The sequence below is a fragment of the Streptococcus suis YS56 genome (assembly GCF_000440115.1).
GTDB lineage: Bacteria > Bacillota > Bacilli > Lactobacillales > Streptococcaceae > Streptococcus > Streptococcus suis_L.
In genome coordinates, this window is the sequence record NZ_ALMY01000011.1 from 1 (window position 1) to 19,966 (window position 19,966).

Here is a 19,966-nt window from a genome sequence, read left to right on the forward strand (position 1 = left end):
ATTCTCCCAATTATTTAGGAGAATTCCTATTTTTTATAAGAGTCGGAGTAACTGGAGACTTTTTCAGTGGGCTCTTTGTGATCTTCTTCTTTTTTAGGGTAAGTAAAAAATACAGTTGTCGTATCTGAAATTCTAGCCCCTGCTTGACCGTATTTGGTATAACATATTACAATATATATAAGAACCTGTGTTCACAGTTCATCGCTTCCATTGAAGTGTTTGAAGGTGGAGCTAAGGAAAGGAAATTTCTGACCAATTAGGTGGTAGGCGAAAACAGCCACAGGAGCTTTTTACTCGTCGAAGTAATAAAGTGAAACTAAATGATGATAGAGTCAAGTATTCCTTCAAAAAAATGCCTTGATGAGCAAAAACGATTTCTTGCATAAGAACACTTTGTTTATGAATATAGGTTCTAAGATTTGTCCAAGAGAGGTTATTATATGTTGAAATATATCCGTGCCCTTCCTCTTGTTATAGTAGCGGGAGCGGTTGTTTACTTTACTATTTTTATCTGTATTGATAATGGTGATTGGACCTATGTTGTGACTAGAGCGCTCGGGCTTAAGGAAGAACATGCCAATAATGTTTCTTTGATTGTAATTGGTGCCCAATCACTTTTTCTGACTTCGGATTGGTTTTACAAGCGGATTCGTGCCTTTCTCAATCGTCGTTTGGAAAAGGCCAAAGGGCTTAATCGGCAGATTTATTTGGGCTATAAGGCAGGGATTGAGTTTTTGATGGCATTACCCAAACGAACTATTTTATTCACATTCTATCTACTTTTAGTAGTTGCTGAAAGTGTTGGTCTGATTGAAAAAGCCAAGGACTATGCTGCGGTAATCATCTTCATAATTGCTGTTGACCGCGTGACCAAAATCTGGCCGGAGGAAAAGCGGAGAATGATTGAGTTTAGTCAGAAGATTAAGAAACGGATTAAGAGTGTGGAGTAGGGAGAGTTGTTTGGATATATTTATTTTTTGAAAATCTAATGCAGATCTTCTTCTATTGAGAGAATGAACGGAACAGTGTGCTGTCTGTGTCTTACTGAAGGAATTCTAAGCAGTGATATTGCCCTTGAGCCAAGATGCACTGAAAATAAAGTAGGGTGGAATGACACTTAAGTTTAACAATAAGCAAAGATGGACATATTTTGTCCATCTATTTTTATATACTTCTTATTGAGAATATCAGAATAGAGGGGTAAAGATGAACTATTATCACATAAAATTAATGGGAGATGTACAGCAACTAGAGCGACCTAGTGAATCTTTTACACAAGAAAATAATTGGATGTATTTTTTGAAGGAAAAAGAAGATTTATTTATTGTAACGGGAGCTGCAAATACAAAACGAGAAATAGCAAAAAAGGTTCAATCACTTTGGAAAGTGGATGTCTATTTAGATGGCTATTCTTCACTAAACGAGAATGATTTTATTGAAAAAGTTGGGCGTGAAAATTTGGGAGAATTTGGTTATTTCTTATTGAAGCAATCAAAGGAAGATAAGCAAGGTCTTACTCCGAATGCAGATGTGTTGTCAGAAAATATGATTGGTCTCAGCGACTTTAAAAATAGCATTCAGCATCTTATAAACTATTTAGCCCATCAATCAAACGTTTTAGAGTCGCATACGAAAGAGCCATTTTTCTTAATTTTCAACGGTCAAAAGGGCAGTGGACGAAAATATGCCCTTCAATATTTAGAACAATTGTTCGACTTGAAAGCAGTTGATACTCATTGTAGCGAATACTTTCTTCCTAAGACGGAAGAAAAACAATTTCCAGTTGTTTATGACTATTTAAAAGCAAGAGCTCGTCCTAAATTAGAACTTTTCGCTAATATCAATACAAAGAAGGAGAATAATATTTGTATTCTAATTGCCCAATCGACTGAGGAAGCTAAAAAAATTGAAATGGAATTACAGGAGGAATACTATAATGTAAATAGAATCGAGTTTCCTCCTTATACAAATGACGAACTGGTTGAAATTGCTATTCAACTATTAGCAAAAAGACGAATTAGTATAGACAAGAAAATTGTTAGGGAGTATGTAGAAAAGGCTTCAAATCTCATCAATGCAAAAGATATTCGACGAATGGTTCAGAGAATCCATGAATATGCGGTGGCAACCAATTATTGTCAAGAAAATGGATTGCTGGATCTGGGTCACTTTAGTTTACAAAAGGAACAATCTAAAAGTAAATGTGGCCAAGCTGAGGAGAGGCTGAATCAAATGATTGGTCTTCAATCTGTAAAAAAATTAATCAGACAACAAGTTGCTTTTGAACAACTATCGAAACTGAGGAAAGAAAGAGGCTATCATGTTGAAGAAAGTAATGGGCACTTGTTATTCACAGGAAATCCAGGGACGGGTAAGACAGAGGTAGCTCGTCTTTATACAGAAATCCTGTATGAACATGGATTGATCGCAGAAAACAAGATAGTAGAGGTTGGAAGAGCAGATCTTATTGGGGAATATGTTGGCCAAACAGCACCAAAAATAAAAAAGGTGTTTGATAACGCAAGTGGTGGTGTACTGTTTATCGATGAAGCTTACAGTCTGATTCCACAGAGTGAAAGAGATTTTGCTAATGAAGCTATACCCACCATTATTCAAGAAATGGAAAATCGTCGCAATGAGGTAGTTGTTATTTTTGCCGGTTATAAAGATTTGATGCACAATTTTATAGACACGAATCCAGGATTACAATCTCGAATCTCAAACAACATTCATTTTGAAGATTACTCTGTGGACGAACTGTATGAAATTTTTAGAATGATGTTGAGTAAAAAAGAGTATTCCATTGAATCTAACTATGAGGAAGTATTGTATTCGCATTTTTCAAAAGTTGGAACAACCGAACATTTTGGCAATGGTCGTTATGTTCGTAAACTAATAGAAGCTTGTTTGTATCAACAGGCGACTCGAGTGATGGAAAAGATAGGCAATAGAACCTTAGAAGAAACAGAGATGAATGTCGTAATAGAAGCTGATATTAAAAACGCCATCCAAGAATTATCAGAGTTGGAATCAACTCAACGATTAATAGGTTTTGGATTACAGGGATAGAAGAAAGGAAATGCATATGAATAACAATGGCTTGAAAGAAAACACTGTGTTTAACGATATGGAAATTTTAGAAATATTTATCGATTTGCTGTACAGAAATTTGGACTCAGCTACTAAGGTGAGAAGCTCTTTTGACAGTATCAATCGGGAAGTGAGTGATTTTTTTGGAATCCCTCAAAAGAGCTATATCGGACAACTTTTATATATTATTTCAGATGTTGATCAGATTAGAAGGAGCTTTGTTGACCACATAGAATTTTACTATCGAGAGATGAATAGGAAAGTGAAACGAGTAGTTGGAGTTAGTCTAGCGATTGAAATAGTACAAAATGTTCATTTTCTAGAAGAATTTGAAGTTGTGATGATTGAAAATATTGAAGAATTTTATAATAGTACCGATGCGATTCAGAAGAAGTTGGCAAGAATTTTGGAAAGTTATCTAGAAACAGGCGGAAAATTACTGGTAACAGGTTGTGAGTTTGATAATTCAAATGACGCATTGAGCAAGATTCTTTACCAAGGAAATGTATTGAATTTGACTTGCTAAGAGTGTTATAATCTTTTTAGAATTGAGGTTTCTATGAACGATCAGGAAAGATTACTTACTATATTTTTACGTTTACAATCAGGGGCGCATCTAAAAAAATCACAATTGGCAGATGAATTTGGAGTTAGTGAGAAGACTATTCAAAGAGATTTTGCTCTTCTAGGAGGATTTATCGAAAGTCAGCCGATGATTGCAGCAGAATTAGCCTATGATTCCAAGCATCATACTCGCTTTTTAAAAGGGAAGTCTCTTTTTAACAAAAAGGACATTCTGACCATTTCTAAGATTTTGCTAGAAAATCGGGCTTTGAATACTGAAGAAAATAAGGCTGTTTTAGATAGTTTATTGGCACTAGTATCGAAAGATGAGCAGAAAGAAATTTCAGCCATTATCGCCAGTGAACTCTTAAACTATGCCCCGCTTTCTGATACTCAAAGCAGGATCGATAAGATTTGGGAATGGTCGGAGGCGATTCGTAAGGAATTGGTATTAGATATTCGCTACCAATCTCCCTACAATGTAGAAAAGAAACATACGGTTTTTCCTGTGTCACTCTATTATGATAGTCATTACTTTTACCTTGTAGCTTATAATCTTAAACATTCTTCCTATATGACTTTAAAGTTAGATCGGATTTTAGAGTGGAAAGTTTCGACTGAGAAGAAACCGGATATTTCTTATGGCAAAAAGTTTCGAGACGGTGAAGTACGGAATAAGCGTGTAGATTCTTTTATGGGACGGGAACTAACCATAAGAGTCAGATTTAGCTATGATCCAACCATTGTCTTGGATCAATTTCCGACAGCAAAGATTATCGAAACCAACTCCGAAGGCAATGTGATTGAACTTGTCAGTCAAGATACACCGGGCTTAAAACGTTGGTTGTTGAGTCAGGCTGATGCCCTAACTGTGCTTTCTCCAAGTTCGCTTGTAGAGGATATGAAACATTTTCTCAAAAATATGCAAGAAAACTATAAAATATAGAGGGATAGGACGCTATTTGTCCATTCTATGTATTAGAATGGATGTATCAAATAAATATTGAACTCTTAATTGAAAGGAGGAGAAGTAAATGCAAGAATGGATTGTAGTCGATCAATTTGGGAATGGGAGCGGGAAAGAACTCGACCGGTTTAAAAAGAGTTCGTCTTCCCACCCCCGCACAGTTGATTAGGTCAGATTTGGAGTGTAATACACGAACAAATCTGCCAATCAACCACTGCGCTGAGATGTTGACATGAACTCTGAGAAGTGGTGATGGGCTTGAGCCCAGCCTCCGTTTTATGATAAAACAGCTGCGGAAATGCATGCGAAAATGATTCCGAATGCAACAGTTGTTTTGAAGAACAAATAGATTGTAAGTATAGGAATGGAGCTAGTAAGAATATGGAATACGTATCAAGAATTAATTTAAAAACAGGAACAGAATTTCGTAATGAATTGATTGACTTTTGCCTGAAATCAGATGAACAATTTCTTGCGATTGGTTGGAGTGGTATTTTTAGTGAGAACGAGGAAGTTGATTACTTAGATTATTATAATGCAGTAAAAAGTCTTTCTAAGAGAATAAACCCAGTATTGAATATTTTTAGGGAGACCGAGGTTGACGATTTATTCTGGACACGTGATTTAGATGGTAATTACTGGATATGCAGAGCAATAGGGACTGCTTTTGCAAAAATCAATCACCGTTTAGATTACGGAGCTTTGTTACCCGTCAAAGCTTTTAAAGTTGGGACACAAGTTCCTGGACAGATAAAAGCTGCGTTCAACAGAGCTAATGCAGGCACAGCACAAAGAATTCGAGAATCAGTCATTATCGAGTATTCTAAAGCTGTTTATAACGAACACTCTAATGAAAATTATTATGAGATTTCACACTTAGAGGGAAATCTACTGGACAACTTACCTGACTTTGACTTGGAGGAATTAGTGATAGCTTTTATCCAAATCAAGTATAATTACTATGTTTTATCCAATTCAATTGCTCGAAAATCTACAACTATTAAGGTAGAGTGTGAATTCCTTTCTCGAAATACAGATCAGCCTAAAAAAGCAATTGTTCAAGTAAAAGGGAGAAAAGCTGCTCCACTGGATGCCCTGCAATTCATTGACTTTTTACAGGATGGGTATGAGGTGTTTCTATATGCCCCGACAATTGTAAACGCAGAGAATTTGAACAACCTCGTTGTTATTACGCCAAGTGAGTTACTGGAGTTTTATCATCAGTATAAGGTAGTCTTGCCTGCTTCTATAACACAGTGGGAAAAGTTGTATTAATGAGTTTAACGATGTCTGAGTATTGGAAATCAATCAACTCATAAAAAGGTACAGATAAAGGAGAGGGTATGAGGCTACTTTATAAAATAGAACGAAGAAAAAGTACCAAGTATGAAAGTTTCCAAAATGAATATTACCAAAACGGAAATATAGTTGAAAGATATACAACTACTTCGACAAAAATTCCTGGTCGTCTTGAAAGAGACGAAACAAGAACGAAGGAAATACGAAGTTTAAGTGGTTCATGGGAGATTGATGACCCTCGTTTACCACAATGGCTCAAAAAGTATATCGTTGTTGATTCGGATCCAGAATTGTCAACAGAAGAATACATTGCGAAACTTAAAGAAAAAGGATTTCGAGTTTATTTGTGGGGAGATGGTCATCTAATCGTTTTTAAAAATCGAATGGTCAAAATTTTGCTTGAAGTTGTTTGGATGGATATAGTTCCGCTTATTAAGCTCTACTATGGTAAGAAAAATACTACTGAAAGACTATTGACTACTTTTGAGAATGATTGGCTAAGTCAAAAAGTTACCTATCAACAACTATTGGATAGAGAAGAAGAAATTAATCAGGAAAAGAAACAAAATGTATATGACAACGCTTATCAAAGATTCTATGATATGGACTATGATAGTGGGGCATCAACAAGTCAACTCATCGGACTGTTGAAGAAGATTATTTCAATATCCAAAAAGAGTAATAAAGAATTTTATAGCGATTTACTCGAGCAAGTTCAACAAACTGAACCGAGTCGCGAAAGTTATGCGAGTTTTATGGCCACTATTTTCAAGCATAGGTCACAATAAGCTGTTACTGAATGATATTGTATAAGACTTCGCCCACTTTGACATCTACTGCCTCAAAGACAGGTTCATTGTCGAGCGTTGGGACAACAAGTAAGTCATGCTATAGAAAGAGAGAAGCAGGCAGAAATCTGTCTGTTTTTCTTCTTGTAAAAATATGCTATAATGGAAAAATCTGTTTGGAAAGGAGTATTTTGCATGAATTTTTATGATTTAGATTACATTATTCAGAATCAATCCTTCAATCTCGTTTTGCGGTCGATTCTGCTAATCAGTTTGCTGATTGTAGCTGCTGCGACGGGCCTCTACTATATGCGAAACCGTATCAACACTCGCCTGCGGGACATTAGTATCGGCATGGTAATTTTGATGTTTATCATCTTGGGTATTCAAATTGAAGACTATATGCAAAATAACCAAGACTTTACACAATCTCAGGTATTGACACAATTTATCAAAAGTGTTGCCATAGATAATCAAGTATCGGAGAAAGAGGTCTATGTCAACTCGACCACTCTTAAAGACGGCATCATCGTGCGGTACAATGAGGAAAATTACACCGTTCACCTAAATAGTGACAACAATTCCTATACCTTGGTCCGTACGCATGTTATTGACCACAATGTTTATATCAATGGGGAGAAGTAGACTATGGATCTGTATTTATTAGTAGCCTGTAAGTTTATTCTTGGGATTTTTGTGATGATTTTGCAAATCAATATCCTAGGAAAATATGAGTTTTCTGCCAATACACCACTCAATCAAATCCAAAACTATGTCCTCGGTGGCATCATCGGAGGGGTTATCTACAATAGCACTATTTCTCTGCTGACCTTTATCATTGTCCTCTTAATCTGGTCCTTGGTGGTCATTGTTGTGAAATTATTGGTCAATCAAAAGTGGGTTAAGTCCTTGGTGGTTGGAAATCCTGTTGTTCTGGTGAAGAATGGTCAGGTCAATGTCGAAAATTGTGCCCGTGTCGGTCTGTCTGCTGACCAGCTCATGCTCCATATTCGTATGGCAGGCTTGCAATCAACCAGAGATATTAAAAGTGCTATTATGGAGCCCAATGGTAGCTTGACGATTTTGGACAAGCATTCTCAGAACCCCAAGTTTCCCCTTATTAGCAATACCCATGTCAACGAAGACGTGCTGGACTTGATTGGGAAAAATCAGGATTGGCTGCAAGAACAACTGGAACGGGAAGGCTATCAACTCAAAGATGTTTTCCTAGCAGAATATCTTGACGGCCAGGTCTATATCACGCCGTATGTGGAGAAGAAATCGGATAAATAGCAGAACTCGCCTAGCAGCATAGAACTCGCTCCCCGCTCTGCTATTTCCCGAACAAGTCTGAAAAAATCTCGAAAATTCCTTGCCAAGATGAAGGGCTTATGTTACAATACCAAAAGCGTAGGTTTTTAAACTCATCCCGTGAGGTGAGAAAGACAACAGGAAAAATCAATTAAGGGCCTATGACTATGTATATTTAGAAAGTCTGGGTCTTTTTGTGTACCCAGAATGGGAAATTTATGAGTACAAAAGCCAATCTTTTGTTTGATGTCCATGAGAAACCAGCCCCGCTTCAAGGGATTTTGTTGAGTTTCCAGCACGTGTTCGCTATGTTTGGTGCGACGATTTTGGTGCCACTGATTCTCGGTATGCCCGTGTCCGTCGCCCTCTTCGCATCAGGTGTCGGGACCTTGATTTACCAAGTGGCAACCCAGTTTAAAGTTCCAGTTTACTTGGGTTCATCCTTTGCCTACATCTCTGCTATGGCACTTGCTATCAAGGAAATGGGCGGCGATGTGTCGGCAGCTCAGACTGGTATTCTCTTCGTCGGCTTGATTTATGTGCTGATCGCTGCACTTGTCAAAGTTATCGGTACTAAGTGGATCGACAGCCTCTTGCCACCGATTGTCATCGGACCGATGATTATCGTCATCGGTCTAGGTCTTGCTAACTCTGCCGTGACTTCGGCAGGCTTTGTCGCAGACGGTGATTGGAAAAATGTCGTCGTGGCGATTGCAACCTTCTTGATTGCGGCTTTTGTCAATACCAAAGGGAAAGGCTTCGCCAAGATTGTTCCTTTCTTGATTGCCATTATCGGTGGTTATGTGATTGCCATCTTCCTTGGCCTGGTTGACTTTACACCCGTTCTGGAAGCGGCTTGGTTTGAATTACCAGGTTTCTACCTACCATTTGAAACAGGTGCCTTCAAGTCGTACAATTTCTACTTCGGTCCAGAAATGATTGCTATCTTACCAATTGCTGTTGTAACAGTAGCTGAGCATATCGGTGACCATACCGTTCTCAGTCAAATCTGCGGCCGCCAGTTCTTGAAAGACCCAGGCCTCAGCCGTACCTTGATTGGTGACGGTGTGGCGACTGCTGTATCTGCATTTATCGGTGGACCAGCCAATACGACCTACGGTGAAAATACAGGGGTTATCGGTATGACTCGTATCGCATCAGTATCCGTTATCCGCAACGCAGCCTTGATTGCCATTGCCTTCTCATTCTTGGGTAAATTTACAGCCCTTATCTCTACCATTCCAAGTGCCGTACTTGGCGGTATGTCTATCTTGCTCTACGGGGTTATCGCCTCAAACGGTTTGAAAGTTTTGATTGAAAGCCGTGTTGATTTCGGTCAAGTCCGCAACCTGATTATCGCAAGTTCTATGCTGGTATTGGGTCTTGGTGGCGCAGTTCTCAACATCGGTGCCATTACCCTGTCAGGAACAGCCCTCTCAGCCATTGTAGGTATTATCCTCAATCTTATCTTGCCAAAAGCAGAAAAGGCTGAGTAAATTTGAATATAGCAGAAAGTCAGCTCCGGCTGGCTTTTTTGGAAAAATAGTAGAGCAGCTCAGCTATTTTTCAAATCAGTTGACAAAAGCGCCATTCCTTGATAGAATAAATGAGGTCCAAAAAGGACAAATCTAGCTTTTTCTTGGTTACAGGTCGCCAACCTGTCACTCGGATTTAGCTCAAAACAAAGGAGAACATATCATGGCAATCTCAAAAGAGAAAAAAAATGAAATCATGGCACAATATGCTCGTCATGAAGGCGACACGGGTTCAGTTGAAGTTCAAGTAGCAGTACTTACTTGGGAAATCAACCACCTTAACGACCACATCAAACAACACAAAAAAGACCACGCAACTTACCGTGGTTTGATGAAAAAAATCGGTCGCCGTCGTAACTTGTTGGCATACCTACGCCGCACAGACGTAAACCGTTACCGTGAATTGATTCACTCACTCGGACTCCGTCGTTAAGAATAAGATACGGAGGCGTGAGAAGCAAAGCGAAATTAGGAAATTTTTGCAACAAGTTTACTTGTCAGAAAATTTATCTATTTCGTACAGCTTCTAGCCGAAGTTCAATTCAGAAAGAGCCTGTTTTCAGGCTTTTTTGTTTTCCCGTTTTCTTTTTTCCGAGTTTTTAGACTGTTGGAGGTTGGAAATGTAGCGAACGCAGTTCGTGTCAACAATTCAAAAGGATTAAGTTTTTCGGAAAAAGGGTGTTGTTTGGGGTAAAGGATTGATTTTTTGAGATATAAAGATTACAATAAAGAAAAATATAAAGAGGTACCATCTTATGGCCCTAACAGCTGAAAAGAAATTGATTAACTTTCAATCAGAAAAATCACTTGTAGAAGAAGCAAAAGTGGTCTTGGCAAGTCAAAATATGACCATGACCCAAGCCCTCAACCTGTTTCTCAAAAATATTGTAGTAACAGGAGAAATTGGACTTAAAAGTGAAGAAGAACTGGAAAAAGAGCGACTATTCAACGAACTGCAAGCAGAAGTGATGAAAAATGTAGCTGAAATGAACGCGGGCAACTATCTATCATTGGATGAAATGGAGAGCAAGCTCTTTGGATAAGTACCAAGTAAACCTATCTATAGCGATATATGAGGAACTAGCAGGCATTCGTAGCTATATCAGCGAAGAGTTAAAAAGCCCTGATGCAGCGGACAAAAAGTTCCAAGAACTCATCGCAGGACTGAGAAGTCTTGAAATCTTCCCAGAGCGAGGTTTTAATGTAGATGAACGCTCTAAAAAAGGACCGCTAGTCTCAGGTCAGCTGACGCGAGGGCTACCAATCAAAAAGGACTATATAGCCCTTTATAACATTGATGAAGCACAAAAGATCGTAAATGTTCGCTATCTTGTCGCAAGCAAGAGCGACTATATGAGATTGTTCAAATAGAATACACAAAAGAACACTCAGAAAAGCTGGGTGTTCTTCGTTTGATTGAAGAGTATTCGATTCGTTCGGTTGTTTATATAGCAGGTTAGATTTTCCCTCAAATTCCTTCCTCAATTCCCCACATTTTCCATCAAATATGATAAAATAAGAAGTATGCGTGGTTTTGTGCAAAAGAGAGTGAAACAAGCTTGTTTGATTGTCTTTTGTAGAAAACACGCAAGAAAAATTTCAGAAAAAATAGGAGACAATTCATGTCAAAACAAGTATTTGAAACGGTTTTTGCTGGCAAGAAATTGGTCGTTGAAACTGGGCAGGTTGCCAAACAAGCCAATGGTGCGGTTGTTGTTCGCTATGGCGACTCAACAGTCCTTACAGCGGCAGTTATGTCCAAGAAAATGGCGACGGGTGATTTCTTCCCGCTCCAAGTCAACTATGAAGAGAAAATGTACGCCGCAGGGAAATTCCCAGGTGGCTGGATGAAGCGTGAAGGCCGTCCGTCAACTGATGCGACCTTGACAGCTCGTTTGATTGACCGTCCGATCCGTCCAATGTTTGCGGAAGGTTTCCGTAATGAAGTCCAAGTCATCAACACAGTGCTTTCTTACGATCCAGATGCCTCAGCTCCAATGGCAGCCATGTTTGGTTCTTCATTGGCATTGGCAATCTCAGACATCCCATTCAACGGCCCAATCGCAGGTGTGCAGGTTGGTTATGTTAATGGTGAACTCATCATCAACCCTGACAAGGCTCAGATGGAAGAGTCTCTCCTTGACTTGACAGTAGCTGGTAACAAGGACGCTATCAACATGGTAGAATCTGGTGCCAAAGAATTGTCAGAAGACATCATGTTGGAAGCTCTTTTGAAAGGTCATGCGGCTATTCAAGAACTCCTTGACTTCCAAAATCAAATCGTAGCAGCAGTCGGCAAGGAAAAGGCAGATGTGGAACTTCTTCAAGTGGACCCAGAATTGCAGGCTGAGATTGTCGCAGCTTACAATGACGATTTGAAAAAAGCGGTGCAGGTAGAAGAAAAATTGGCCCGTGAAGATGCGACCAATGCCGTTCGTGAGACCGTCATCGCGGCCTACGAAGAAAAATACGCTGAGCACGAAGAATTTGACCGCATCATGCGTGATGTCCATGAAATCTTGGAACTCATGGAGCACGCAGAAGTTCGTCGTTTGATTACAGAAGACAAGGTCCGCCCAGACGGCCGCCGTGTGGATGAAATTCGTCCGCTGGACGCAGAAGTAGACTTCTTGCCAAACGTTCATGGTTCAGGTCTCTTTACCCGTGGTCAAACGCAAGCTCTTTCTGTCTTGACCTTGGCTCCAATGGGTGAAACCCAAATCATCGACGGATTGGACGATGAGTACAAGAAACGCTTCTTGCACCACTACAACTTCCCACAATATTCAGTGGGCTCAACTGGTCGTTACGGTGCCCCAGGTCGTCGTGAGATTGGTCACGGTGCTCTTGGCGAGCGTGCTCTCGAGCAAGTCTTGCCAAGCTTGGAAGACTTCCCTTACGCTATCCGCTTGGTAGCAGAAGTTTTGGAATCAAACGGTTCTTCATCACAGGCTTCTATCACAGCTGGGACCCTTGCCCTCATGGCAGGTGGTGTGCCAATCAAGGCACCAGTTGCAGGGATTGCTATGGGGTTGATCTCAGACGGTACCAACTACACTGTCTTGACCGACATTCAAGGTCTTGAGGACCACTTTGGCGACATGGACTTTAAGGTTGCTGGTACCCGTGACGGTATCACAGCTCTTCAAATGGACATCAAGATTGACGGTATCACACCGCAAATCTTGGAAGAAGCCTTGGCACAGGCTAAGAAGGCACGTTTTGAAATCCTTGATGTCATCGAAGCGACGATCCCAGAAGTTCGTCCTGACTTGGCACCAACTGCACCGAAGATTGACACTATCAAGATTGATGTAGATAAGATCAAGATTGTTATCGGTAAGGGTGGCGAAACCATCGATAAGATTATTGCAGAAACTGGCGTGAAAATCGATATTGACGAAGACGGTCTTGTGGCGATCTTCTCACCAGATCGCGATGCGATTGAGCGGACCAAAGAAATCATCGCAGGTCTTGTTCGTGAGGCAAAAGTGGACGAAGTCTTCCAGGCAAAAGTGGTTCGTTTGGAGAAATTCGGTGCCTTTGTTAACCTCTTTGACAAGACAGATGCCCTTGTTCATGTTTCTGAAATGGCTTGGACTCGTGTCAATAAACCAGAAGACCTAGTTGAAATCGGCGATATTGTCGATGTTAAAGTCATCAAGATTGATGATAAGGGACGTATTGACGCTTCTATGAAGGCTCTTCTTCCAAAACCAGAAGGTTATGTGGAGCCAGAAAAACGCGAGCGTTCTGACAGACCACGCCGTCATAAAGACAACAAAGAGAAAAAAGATAACAACTTTGGTGAATTCAAATTCCACAAGGTTGAAAAGAAATAAGCTGAGTAGACAAGTTCGGTAGCGGGCTTGTCTTCTCGCTAGAAGGAGTGACTATGGGTTGGTGGAAGGACACCATTGAGATTGTAAAAGAAAAAGATCCGGCAGCACGGACGACCTTGGAAGTTCTTTTGACCTACCCAGGTGTCAAGGCCTTGGCTGCCCACCGTCTGTCCCATTGGATGTGGAAAAAAGGCTTTAAATTACTAGCTAGGATGCACAGCCAATTTTGGCGTTTTTGGACCAATATTGAGATTCATCCAGGTGCCGAAATTGCTTCGGGAGTCTTCATTGACCATGGAGCTGGTTTGGTTATTGGTGAGACAGCTATTATTGAGTCTGGTGTCATGCTTTACCACGGCGTAACGCTTGGTGGAACGGGTAAGGATACGGGCAAACGCCATCCAACTGTTCGAAAGGGTGCCCTTGTCTCTGCACACGCACAGGTTATTGGACCTGTTGAAATCGGAGAAAATGCCAAAGTGGGTGCAGCTGCCGTTGTCCTAGCCGATGTTCCAGCAGATGTGACTGTGGTCGGTATGCCAGCTAAAATTGTCCGTGTGCATGGTCAAAAAGATGAGAAGGTCATTCATGACATGGAAGATGGCCGTGAACACTACACGACTAAGCTTGCAGAATTACGAGAAGCCAGCCACCATTCGTCGCATTTGTAGGAAAGAAGGTTGATATGCTGCTAGAAGAATTTGAACCAAGTCCTGCTGTTATTGAGCCGACGGATAAGACCGTTGCAAGAAAATTAGAAAGTACATCATGTTAAAAAAATTAGTAAGACAAAACTGGCCTTATGTGTTGACCTCCATCGCTGGAACAATTCTATCTATCCTTAAGTTTTCCCAAGGAAACTGGCAGCTAGGGATGATTTGGCTGGCAGTGACAGCTTATTGGCTAGTAAAATTGTATCAAAAGTATCAAGTCCTAAAGAATACTCAGAAGTAATGGAGAAACTATGATTAAAATTTACGATACCATGACTCGCAGTTTGCGTGACTTTGTGCCCTTGGAAGAGGGGAAGCTCAAGATGTATGTTTGCGGTCCGACGGTTTACAACTATATCCATATCGGCAATGCCCGTAGTGTTGTGGCTTTTGATACCATCCGTCGCTACTTTGAATACCGTGGCTTTGATGTAACCTACATCTCCAATTTTACGGATGTGGATGACAAGATTATCAAAGCTGCTAATGAAGCAGGCATGACAACCAAGGAACTGTCTGATAAGTTTATCGCAGCTTTCAAGGAAGATGTGGCAAAGTTAGGTGTCAAACCAGCTACCAAAAACCCTCGGGTTATCGACTATATGGATGAAATCATTGATTTTGTGCAGGTCTTGATTGACAAGGGTTACGCCTATGAAGCGGCAGGCGATGTTTATTTCCGTGTGGAAAAGGCGGAAAACTATGCTCGTTTGGCCAACAAAACCCTGTCTGACCTAGAAGCTGGGGCTTCTGGTCGTGTTGAGGGAGAAGGTCAATTCAAAGAACATCCTTTCGACTTTGCCCTGTGGAAAACTGCTAAGCCAGGTGAAGTTTCTTGGGAAAGTCCTTGGGGAGCAGGTCGTCCAGGTTGGCATATCGAGTGTTCGGTTATGGCGACAGAGATTTTGGGAGATACCATTGATATTCACGGTGGTGGTGCGGACTTGGAATTCCCTCACCATACCAATGAAATCGCCCAGTCTGAGTGCAAGACAGGGCAAACCTTTGCCAACTACTGGATGCACAATGCCATGCTCAATATCAATGATGAGAAGATGTCCAAGTCCTTGGGCAATTTCCTGACAGCCCATGATATGTTGGAGCAAATTGACGGTCAGGTCTTGCGATTCTTCCTATCTACCCAGCACTACCGCCGTCCACTCAACTACACTGAGAAGGCTATTTCAGATGCGGAAATCAATCTCAAATATCTAAAAAATACTTATACACAACCTGTGCAAAACTCTGTGGATAAGTCGGCTCTTGAATTGCATTTGGCGGCCTTTGAAGCGGCAATGGATGATGATTTTAACGCAGCAAATGGGATTACGGCTATCTTTGACTTTGCCAAATGGATCAACTCAGGCAACTACGATGTAACTGTAAAAGAAGCCTTTGGCAGAATGCTCGCCGTCTTTGGCATCGTCTTTGAAGAGGAAGTCTTGGACAGTGAGATTGAAGCCTTGATAGCAGAACGTCAAGCAGCTCGTGCCAATCGAGATTTTGCGACGGCTGACCGCATTCGTGATGAATTGGCAGCCCAGGGCATCAAGCTCTTGGATACCAAGGATGGTGTGAGGTGGACACGTGACTAAGGCAGTAGATGTCAATCTCATCAATGGTATTGCCCTGGCTTTTGAAGGGGATGCTGTCTATTCCATGTATGTCAGACGGCACTTGATTTTCAAGGGGTTGACCAAGCCCAACAAGCTGCACGGCGAGGCTAACAAATATGTCTCGGCCAAGGCTCAGGCAAGCCTGATTTCTGCCCTCTTAGAAGCTCAGCTATTGACCGAAAAAGAGGAAGAAATCTATAAACGGGGTCGCAACACCAACAGTCACACCAAGGCCAAGAATGCGGACGTAGTCACCTATCGAATGTCCACAGGTTTTGAGGCGGTTTTGGGTTACCTGCACATGACCGAGCAGATGGAACGCCTGGATGAACTGGTGGGATGGTGTATTGAGTTTGTAGAAAATAGATAGCGAGAGGCTGGGCTCAAGCCCAGCACCATACAACCTAGTAATTTCGAGCTCGAAGGGGCTCGATTTTTTTGTGCAATTGTTGCTATTTGAGTTTGATTTTACCATTTTTTGATGGATGCTTTCAGTGTTTTATTAGGTAGATGAAAAATATACATTTATTTACCTTTATGCTTGAAAAAATGGGGGGGTATGTTATTATAACACTGATAGCGTTTTAGCGTTATCAAATGATAAAATTCAGTACTTATCCTTGTTTTGAATTCGGATTTATATCATATTATTAATTTTTTAAAGTTTTTAGATACCTCCCCAAATTATCTTATTACTCAAAAAAATTGTAATTCGGTTTCAGGATATTGATAGAACTGATTGTTTGATAAAGCTAAAAAGATGCGCAAGTTGATTTTTAGCTTTCTTTCTTATATTTTTATGCACTACATGATAGGAGGTTAGAATGCGTAAACTTAAAAAGAAATCTTTCGACTGGTATGGAACGAGACAACATTTCTCAATCCGTAAGTATCACTTTGGTGCAGCCAGTGTCTTGCTTGGTATGTCTCTTGCACTCGGTGCTGGAGCACAGGCTGTTCAAGCTCAAGAGGCTGTAGTATCACCAGAGAATACACCTACGCTAGCATCAAGCACAGACTCATCGTCAAGCTCAGAAGCTGTAGACACAACAGTCGCTTCATCAACAGAAACTGCGACATCTACATCCGCAGAGTCAACAGAGACGACAGCTTCTGTTGTATCAGATACGGAAGTAGCAGCAAGCTCTGATCGTCTTGCAAGTATTAACTACCTCGTTCAGTATGTTCTTGAAGATGGTACAGTTGTTGAGGTTGCAGTGAAATCTGCGACTGTAGTTACAGAAGACACAGTAGCGAAAACAAACGTTGAAGTGACTGCAGAAGTACCAGCGGGCTACGAATTAGCAACTGGTCAGGTAGCAACTGTATCACAAGAAGTGACTGAAAATGCTGTTAACATCGTTACAGTAAAAGTTGTGAAGAAAGTTGAAGAAACAAAAGCGACAACTGCTAGTGAGACTACTCCATCAACAGCAGCAACGACTGAAACGAAATCAGCGACACCAGCAGCTCCAGCAACAACAACAGCAACTGTAGCAGAAACAGTAAAAACTCCAGCAACTGTTAAGGAAGCAAAAGTTGTTCTTGAGCAGGTTACCTCAGAAGCTGAAGTCTTGGTAACTGAAGCAGAGCGTTTGGTAGCTGCGGCAGATAGCGACAACGCGGCTTTGAAATCAGCTGCGGCTGCAACAAAATTAACTGCAACAGAAGCGACGGCTGTTTTGAATAACTCAACAGCAACACTTGAAGCAGTGAATACACAAATCGATGCCGTTCGTACAAACGTTGAAGCTCTTGCCTTGGAATTGCGTAAGTTCTTGGGAACAGACCTTATCCAAATCGCCTTGACGACAACTTCAACCATGGAAAATGGTAATGGTCTGGAGGGTATTTGGACAGAAGAAGAAACTGTAACTAATAAGCAATCAGCAGCTTCAGAAGCAACTATCACTGCTCCAAACCAAACCTTCCCTGACGGTTATATCGGTGATCCAAACCCAGATAGAACTACCTTTATGCTTCTGAGATTATCAAGTTATAACGATGATGCACTTTTGGCAGAAAAAGGTAGAGATGATGCACTTGGTTCCTTTAACCTTCACGCTAATAAAGACTACTATATCGCTTTCTCTGTTAATAAAGTTTCTGCAGATGGTACAAATGTATATGCTAACTTGATTGATAAGGCTACGAATACGATTTTAGAAACCAAAGAAGTTTCTGTAACAGGTGGAGCTGTTTACTTTGATACGCTTAATGCTATCATTAAAAGTGCGCCTTCAGGTAGCCGATTGAGCAAGTTTACCATGAAGTTGACGCTGACAGAAACCCAATTTACAGATCCAATTACAAAAGAAATCAGCACAACTCGTAACTTATCTTTGGATAGTGGTTTGAAGGAAGAAGCAAAATCTTATTCTGTTTTTGCCACTTTGGTAACAGATACAACTGCTTATAACATCTTCTCTACATCTGTGCCAAACTATGTTCCTAAACAAAATACGATGTATCTTGTCAAAGAAACGGACCGTCGTAAAGAATCTCTTTTGGCAAACTATGAGCAACAGGGTGGCTTGGCTGGTGAACATTTCACAATTGCTGGACCTGCGGAGTTTGATAATTATGAACTCATTGAAAGTCCGACCCTTACTGAGGGAACACTTGCAAATGACTACGTTGTAGGTTCAACTCAGACACGTTATTTCAATGCTTACTTGGCTGGTAAGGCCTTCTTATTCACAGATGCAAATGGTACTGGACGTTATTTCAACTACTTAATCAATCCAGATAATCCAAACTTCTTGACAACAAACTACACTAAGTATAAAGCGATGACGGAAGCTCAGTTCATCGATGATTTGGAAACGAATTTACGTCTTTCAGAGCGTGCTAAGCTCGTTGCAGCCTACGAAGAAAAACTGGTTGATATTGATAAGGATTCTAGCCTATCTGCTGATGAAAAAGTGAAGGCCAAAGAAACGGCTAAGACAGAGGTTCTTGCAGCCTTAAATACGGCAAATGACAATTTCTTGATTACTTTCACATCAAAAGAGATCGCACCAGGTACCTACAACTCGGATGTTGATGCGATCACAGGTTTGAACTATTACACCTATTCATCACCGACTTATAAATTTGAAAGAACACTTTCAGACCAGAGAACTAAAGAAACGGTGGAAGCGTTCCGAATCGCTCTGGGGACTACTTCAGGTTATCCACAAGGGAACTGGATTAATGATTCATCAGGTAACTTTAGTCTGATGAATAAAGACGGAAGTTACGTATATCTGAATAACGATGGAAAAACCAAGGTTGGATTCGCAGGTATCAACCTTTCGATGCCAAACTCAAACCTTTTGAACACTAATGACCAACCATACTACTATGCTGAAAAAGGTAGTGTCAAGGTCTTCTACGTGGATACAGAAGGAAATGAACTTCAAGATCCTAAGTTGGTGAATGACCACGATATCAAGGGGACTGATTACGATACGACAAAAGTACGTGATAAGACTATCACAACTGCTGACGGTACAGTATATCACTACGTTTATGTAGATACTGAAAATCTTAACCCAGTATCAGAGAACTCAACTACGGAATTACGTACTATTGAGAAAATTACTCAACAAGTTGGTACTGTTGAAACAGACACTCTTAAAGAGTTGACCTATGTCTATGCTAAAGCAGGCAATGTCAATGTAAACTATGTTGATACAGATGGTAAGGTCATCAAGAAGAAGGTTGCAGATGTGACCAATGGTAAGCCAGATTCAGACTACGATACAGTAGTTGATAACAAGCCATCAACTATTACAGCAGAAGATGGTACAGTTTACCACCTAGTTCCAAAAGGTGATTACAAAGTTGGTACAGTATCAGATAACAACAACTTGACTGCTGTTGGTAATGGTACTGCTACAGGTATCGATCCAGTAACAGGTACTGTTGTCGCAGGTGAAACGAAAGAGATTACTTACGTTTACCAAAAAGCAGGTAGCGTAAATATCAACTATGTTGATACAGAAGGTAATGTTCTTAAAAAACCAGTAGCTGATTTGACAAATGAGCCTGCAGGCACTGAATACAACGCTGCGGATAACACAGATCCAAGAACAGAAAAACCAGATACTATCACAACAGACGATGGCACAACTTACTACCTTGTTCCAAAAGGAACCTATAATGTTGGTGAAGTTGGCGATGACAACAACTTGACTACAGTTGGTAATGGTAAGGCAACAGGTATCGACCCAGTAACCGGTAAAGTTGTTGCAGAT

Annotated in this window: 17 protein-coding genes; all 17 read left to right on the plus strand. The window is 40.7% G+C overall.

The genetic code is table 11. The features are described from left to right. Nucleotides 1-440 precede the first annotated feature (440 nt). The gene (locus SST62_RS0101540) at nucleotides 441-950 is read left to right on the plus strand and encodes a hypothetical protein (RefSeq protein WP_002942154.1); all 510 of its coding nucleotides are present in this window, start codon (nucleotides 441-443) and stop codon (nucleotides 948-950) included. A gap of 256 nt (nucleotides 951-1,206) precedes the next feature. Next, a complete protein-coding gene (locus SST62_RS0101545) occupies nucleotides 1,207-3,069 on the plus strand; it encodes an AAA family ATPase (RefSeq protein ID WP_029186039.1) in 1,863 nt (620 codons plus the stop codon). Nucleotides 3,070-3,085: 16 nt separating this feature from the next. After that, the gene (locus tag SST62_RS0101550; protein WP_029186040.1) at nucleotides 3,086-3,616 is read left to right on the plus strand and encodes a hypothetical protein; all 531 of its coding nucleotides are present in this window, start codon (nucleotides 3,086-3,088) and stop codon (nucleotides 3,614-3,616) included. A 33-nt stretch (nucleotides 3,617-3,649) separates the two neighbouring features. After that, nucleotides 3,650-4,600: a helix-turn-helix transcriptional regulator gene (locus SST62_RS0101555; RefSeq protein ID WP_029186041.1), complete on the plus strand. Its 951-nt coding sequence runs from the start codon at nucleotides 3,650-3,652 to the stop codon at nucleotides 4,598-4,600. 402 nt (nucleotides 4,601-5,002) lie between these two features. Further along, nucleotides 5,003-5,896, plus strand: a complete 894-nt coding sequence (locus SST62_RS0101565) for a ribonuclease D (RefSeq protein WP_029186042.1) — start codon at nucleotides 5,003-5,005, stop codon at nucleotides 5,894-5,896. A 68-nt stretch (nucleotides 5,897-5,964) separates the two neighbouring features. Beyond that, entirely contained in the window at nucleotides 5,965-6,708 is a 744-nt protein-coding gene (locus SST62_RS0101570) for a hypothetical protein (protein WP_029186043.1), read from the plus strand. Between the two features lie 195 nt (nucleotides 6,709-6,903). Continuing rightward, a complete protein-coding gene (locus SST62_RS0101575) occupies nucleotides 6,904-7,353 on the plus strand; it encodes a DUF3290 domain-containing protein (RefSeq protein ID WP_029186044.1) in 450 nt (149 codons plus the stop codon). A 3-nt stretch (nucleotides 7,354-7,356) separates the two neighbouring features. Further along, a complete protein-coding gene (locus SST62_RS0101580) occupies nucleotides 7,357-8,001 on the plus strand; it encodes a DUF421 domain-containing protein (RefSeq protein WP_029186045.1) in 645 nt (214 codons plus the stop codon). Nucleotides 8,002-8,237: 236 nt separating this feature from the next. Continuing rightward, a complete protein-coding gene (locus SST62_RS0101585; protein WP_029186046.1) occupies nucleotides 8,238-9,515 on the plus strand; it encodes a uracil-xanthine permease family protein in 1,278 nt (425 codons plus the stop codon). Between the two features lie 202 nt (nucleotides 9,516-9,717). After that, nucleotides 9,718-9,987 carry a 30S ribosomal protein S15 gene (gene rpsO, locus SST62_RS0101590; protein WP_002938849.1) on the plus strand — a complete coding sequence of 90 codons (270 nt, stop codon included), beginning with the start codon at nucleotides 9,718-9,720 and terminating at the stop codon, nucleotides 9,985-9,987. 322 nt (nucleotides 9,988-10,309) lie between these two features. Further along, nucleotides 10,310-10,597, plus strand: coding sequence for an XRE family transcriptional regulator (locus SST62_RS0101595; protein WP_029186047.1), 288 nt, complete (start codon nucleotides 10,310-10,312; stop codon nucleotides 10,595-10,597). Beyond that, nucleotides 10,590-10,925, plus strand: a complete 336-nt coding sequence (locus SST62_RS0101600) for a type II toxin-antitoxin system RelE/ParE family toxin (RefSeq protein WP_194283580.1) — start codon at nucleotides 10,590-10,592, stop codon at nucleotides 10,923-10,925. The genes SST62_RS0101595 and SST62_RS0101600 overlap by 8 nt, the downstream gene beginning before the upstream one ends. Nucleotides 10,926-11,176: 251 nt before the next feature. Then, complete coding sequence (gene pnp / locus SST62_RS0101605) at nucleotides 11,177-13,396, plus strand: polyribonucleotide nucleotidyltransferase (protein WP_024389182.1); 2,220 nt, start codon at nucleotides 11,177-11,179, stop codon at nucleotides 13,394-13,396. A 53-nt stretch (nucleotides 13,397-13,449) separates the two neighbouring features. After that, entirely contained in the window at nucleotides 13,450-14,067 is a 618-nt protein-coding gene (gene cysE, locus SST62_RS0101610; protein ID WP_024400199.1) for a serine O-acetyltransferase, read from the plus strand. A 293-nt stretch (nucleotides 14,068-14,360) separates the two neighbouring features. Next, nucleotides 14,361-15,704, plus strand: a complete 1,344-nt coding sequence (cysS, locus tag SST62_RS0101625; RefSeq protein ID WP_029186049.1) for a cysteine--tRNA ligase — start codon at nucleotides 14,361-14,363, stop codon at nucleotides 15,702-15,704. Further along, nucleotides 15,697-16,095: a Mini-ribonuclease 3 gene (locus SST62_RS0101630; RefSeq protein WP_029186050.1), complete on the plus strand. Its 399-nt coding sequence runs from the start codon at nucleotides 15,697-15,699 to the stop codon at nucleotides 16,093-16,095. The genes cysS and SST62_RS0101630 overlap by 8 nt, the downstream gene beginning before the upstream one ends. Nucleotides 16,096-16,549: 454 nt before the next feature. Then, the coding region (locus SST62_RS0101635) for a YSIRK-type signal peptide-containing protein (protein ID WP_029186051.1) at nucleotides 16,550-19,966 on the plus strand (3,417 nt) is incomplete at its 3' end.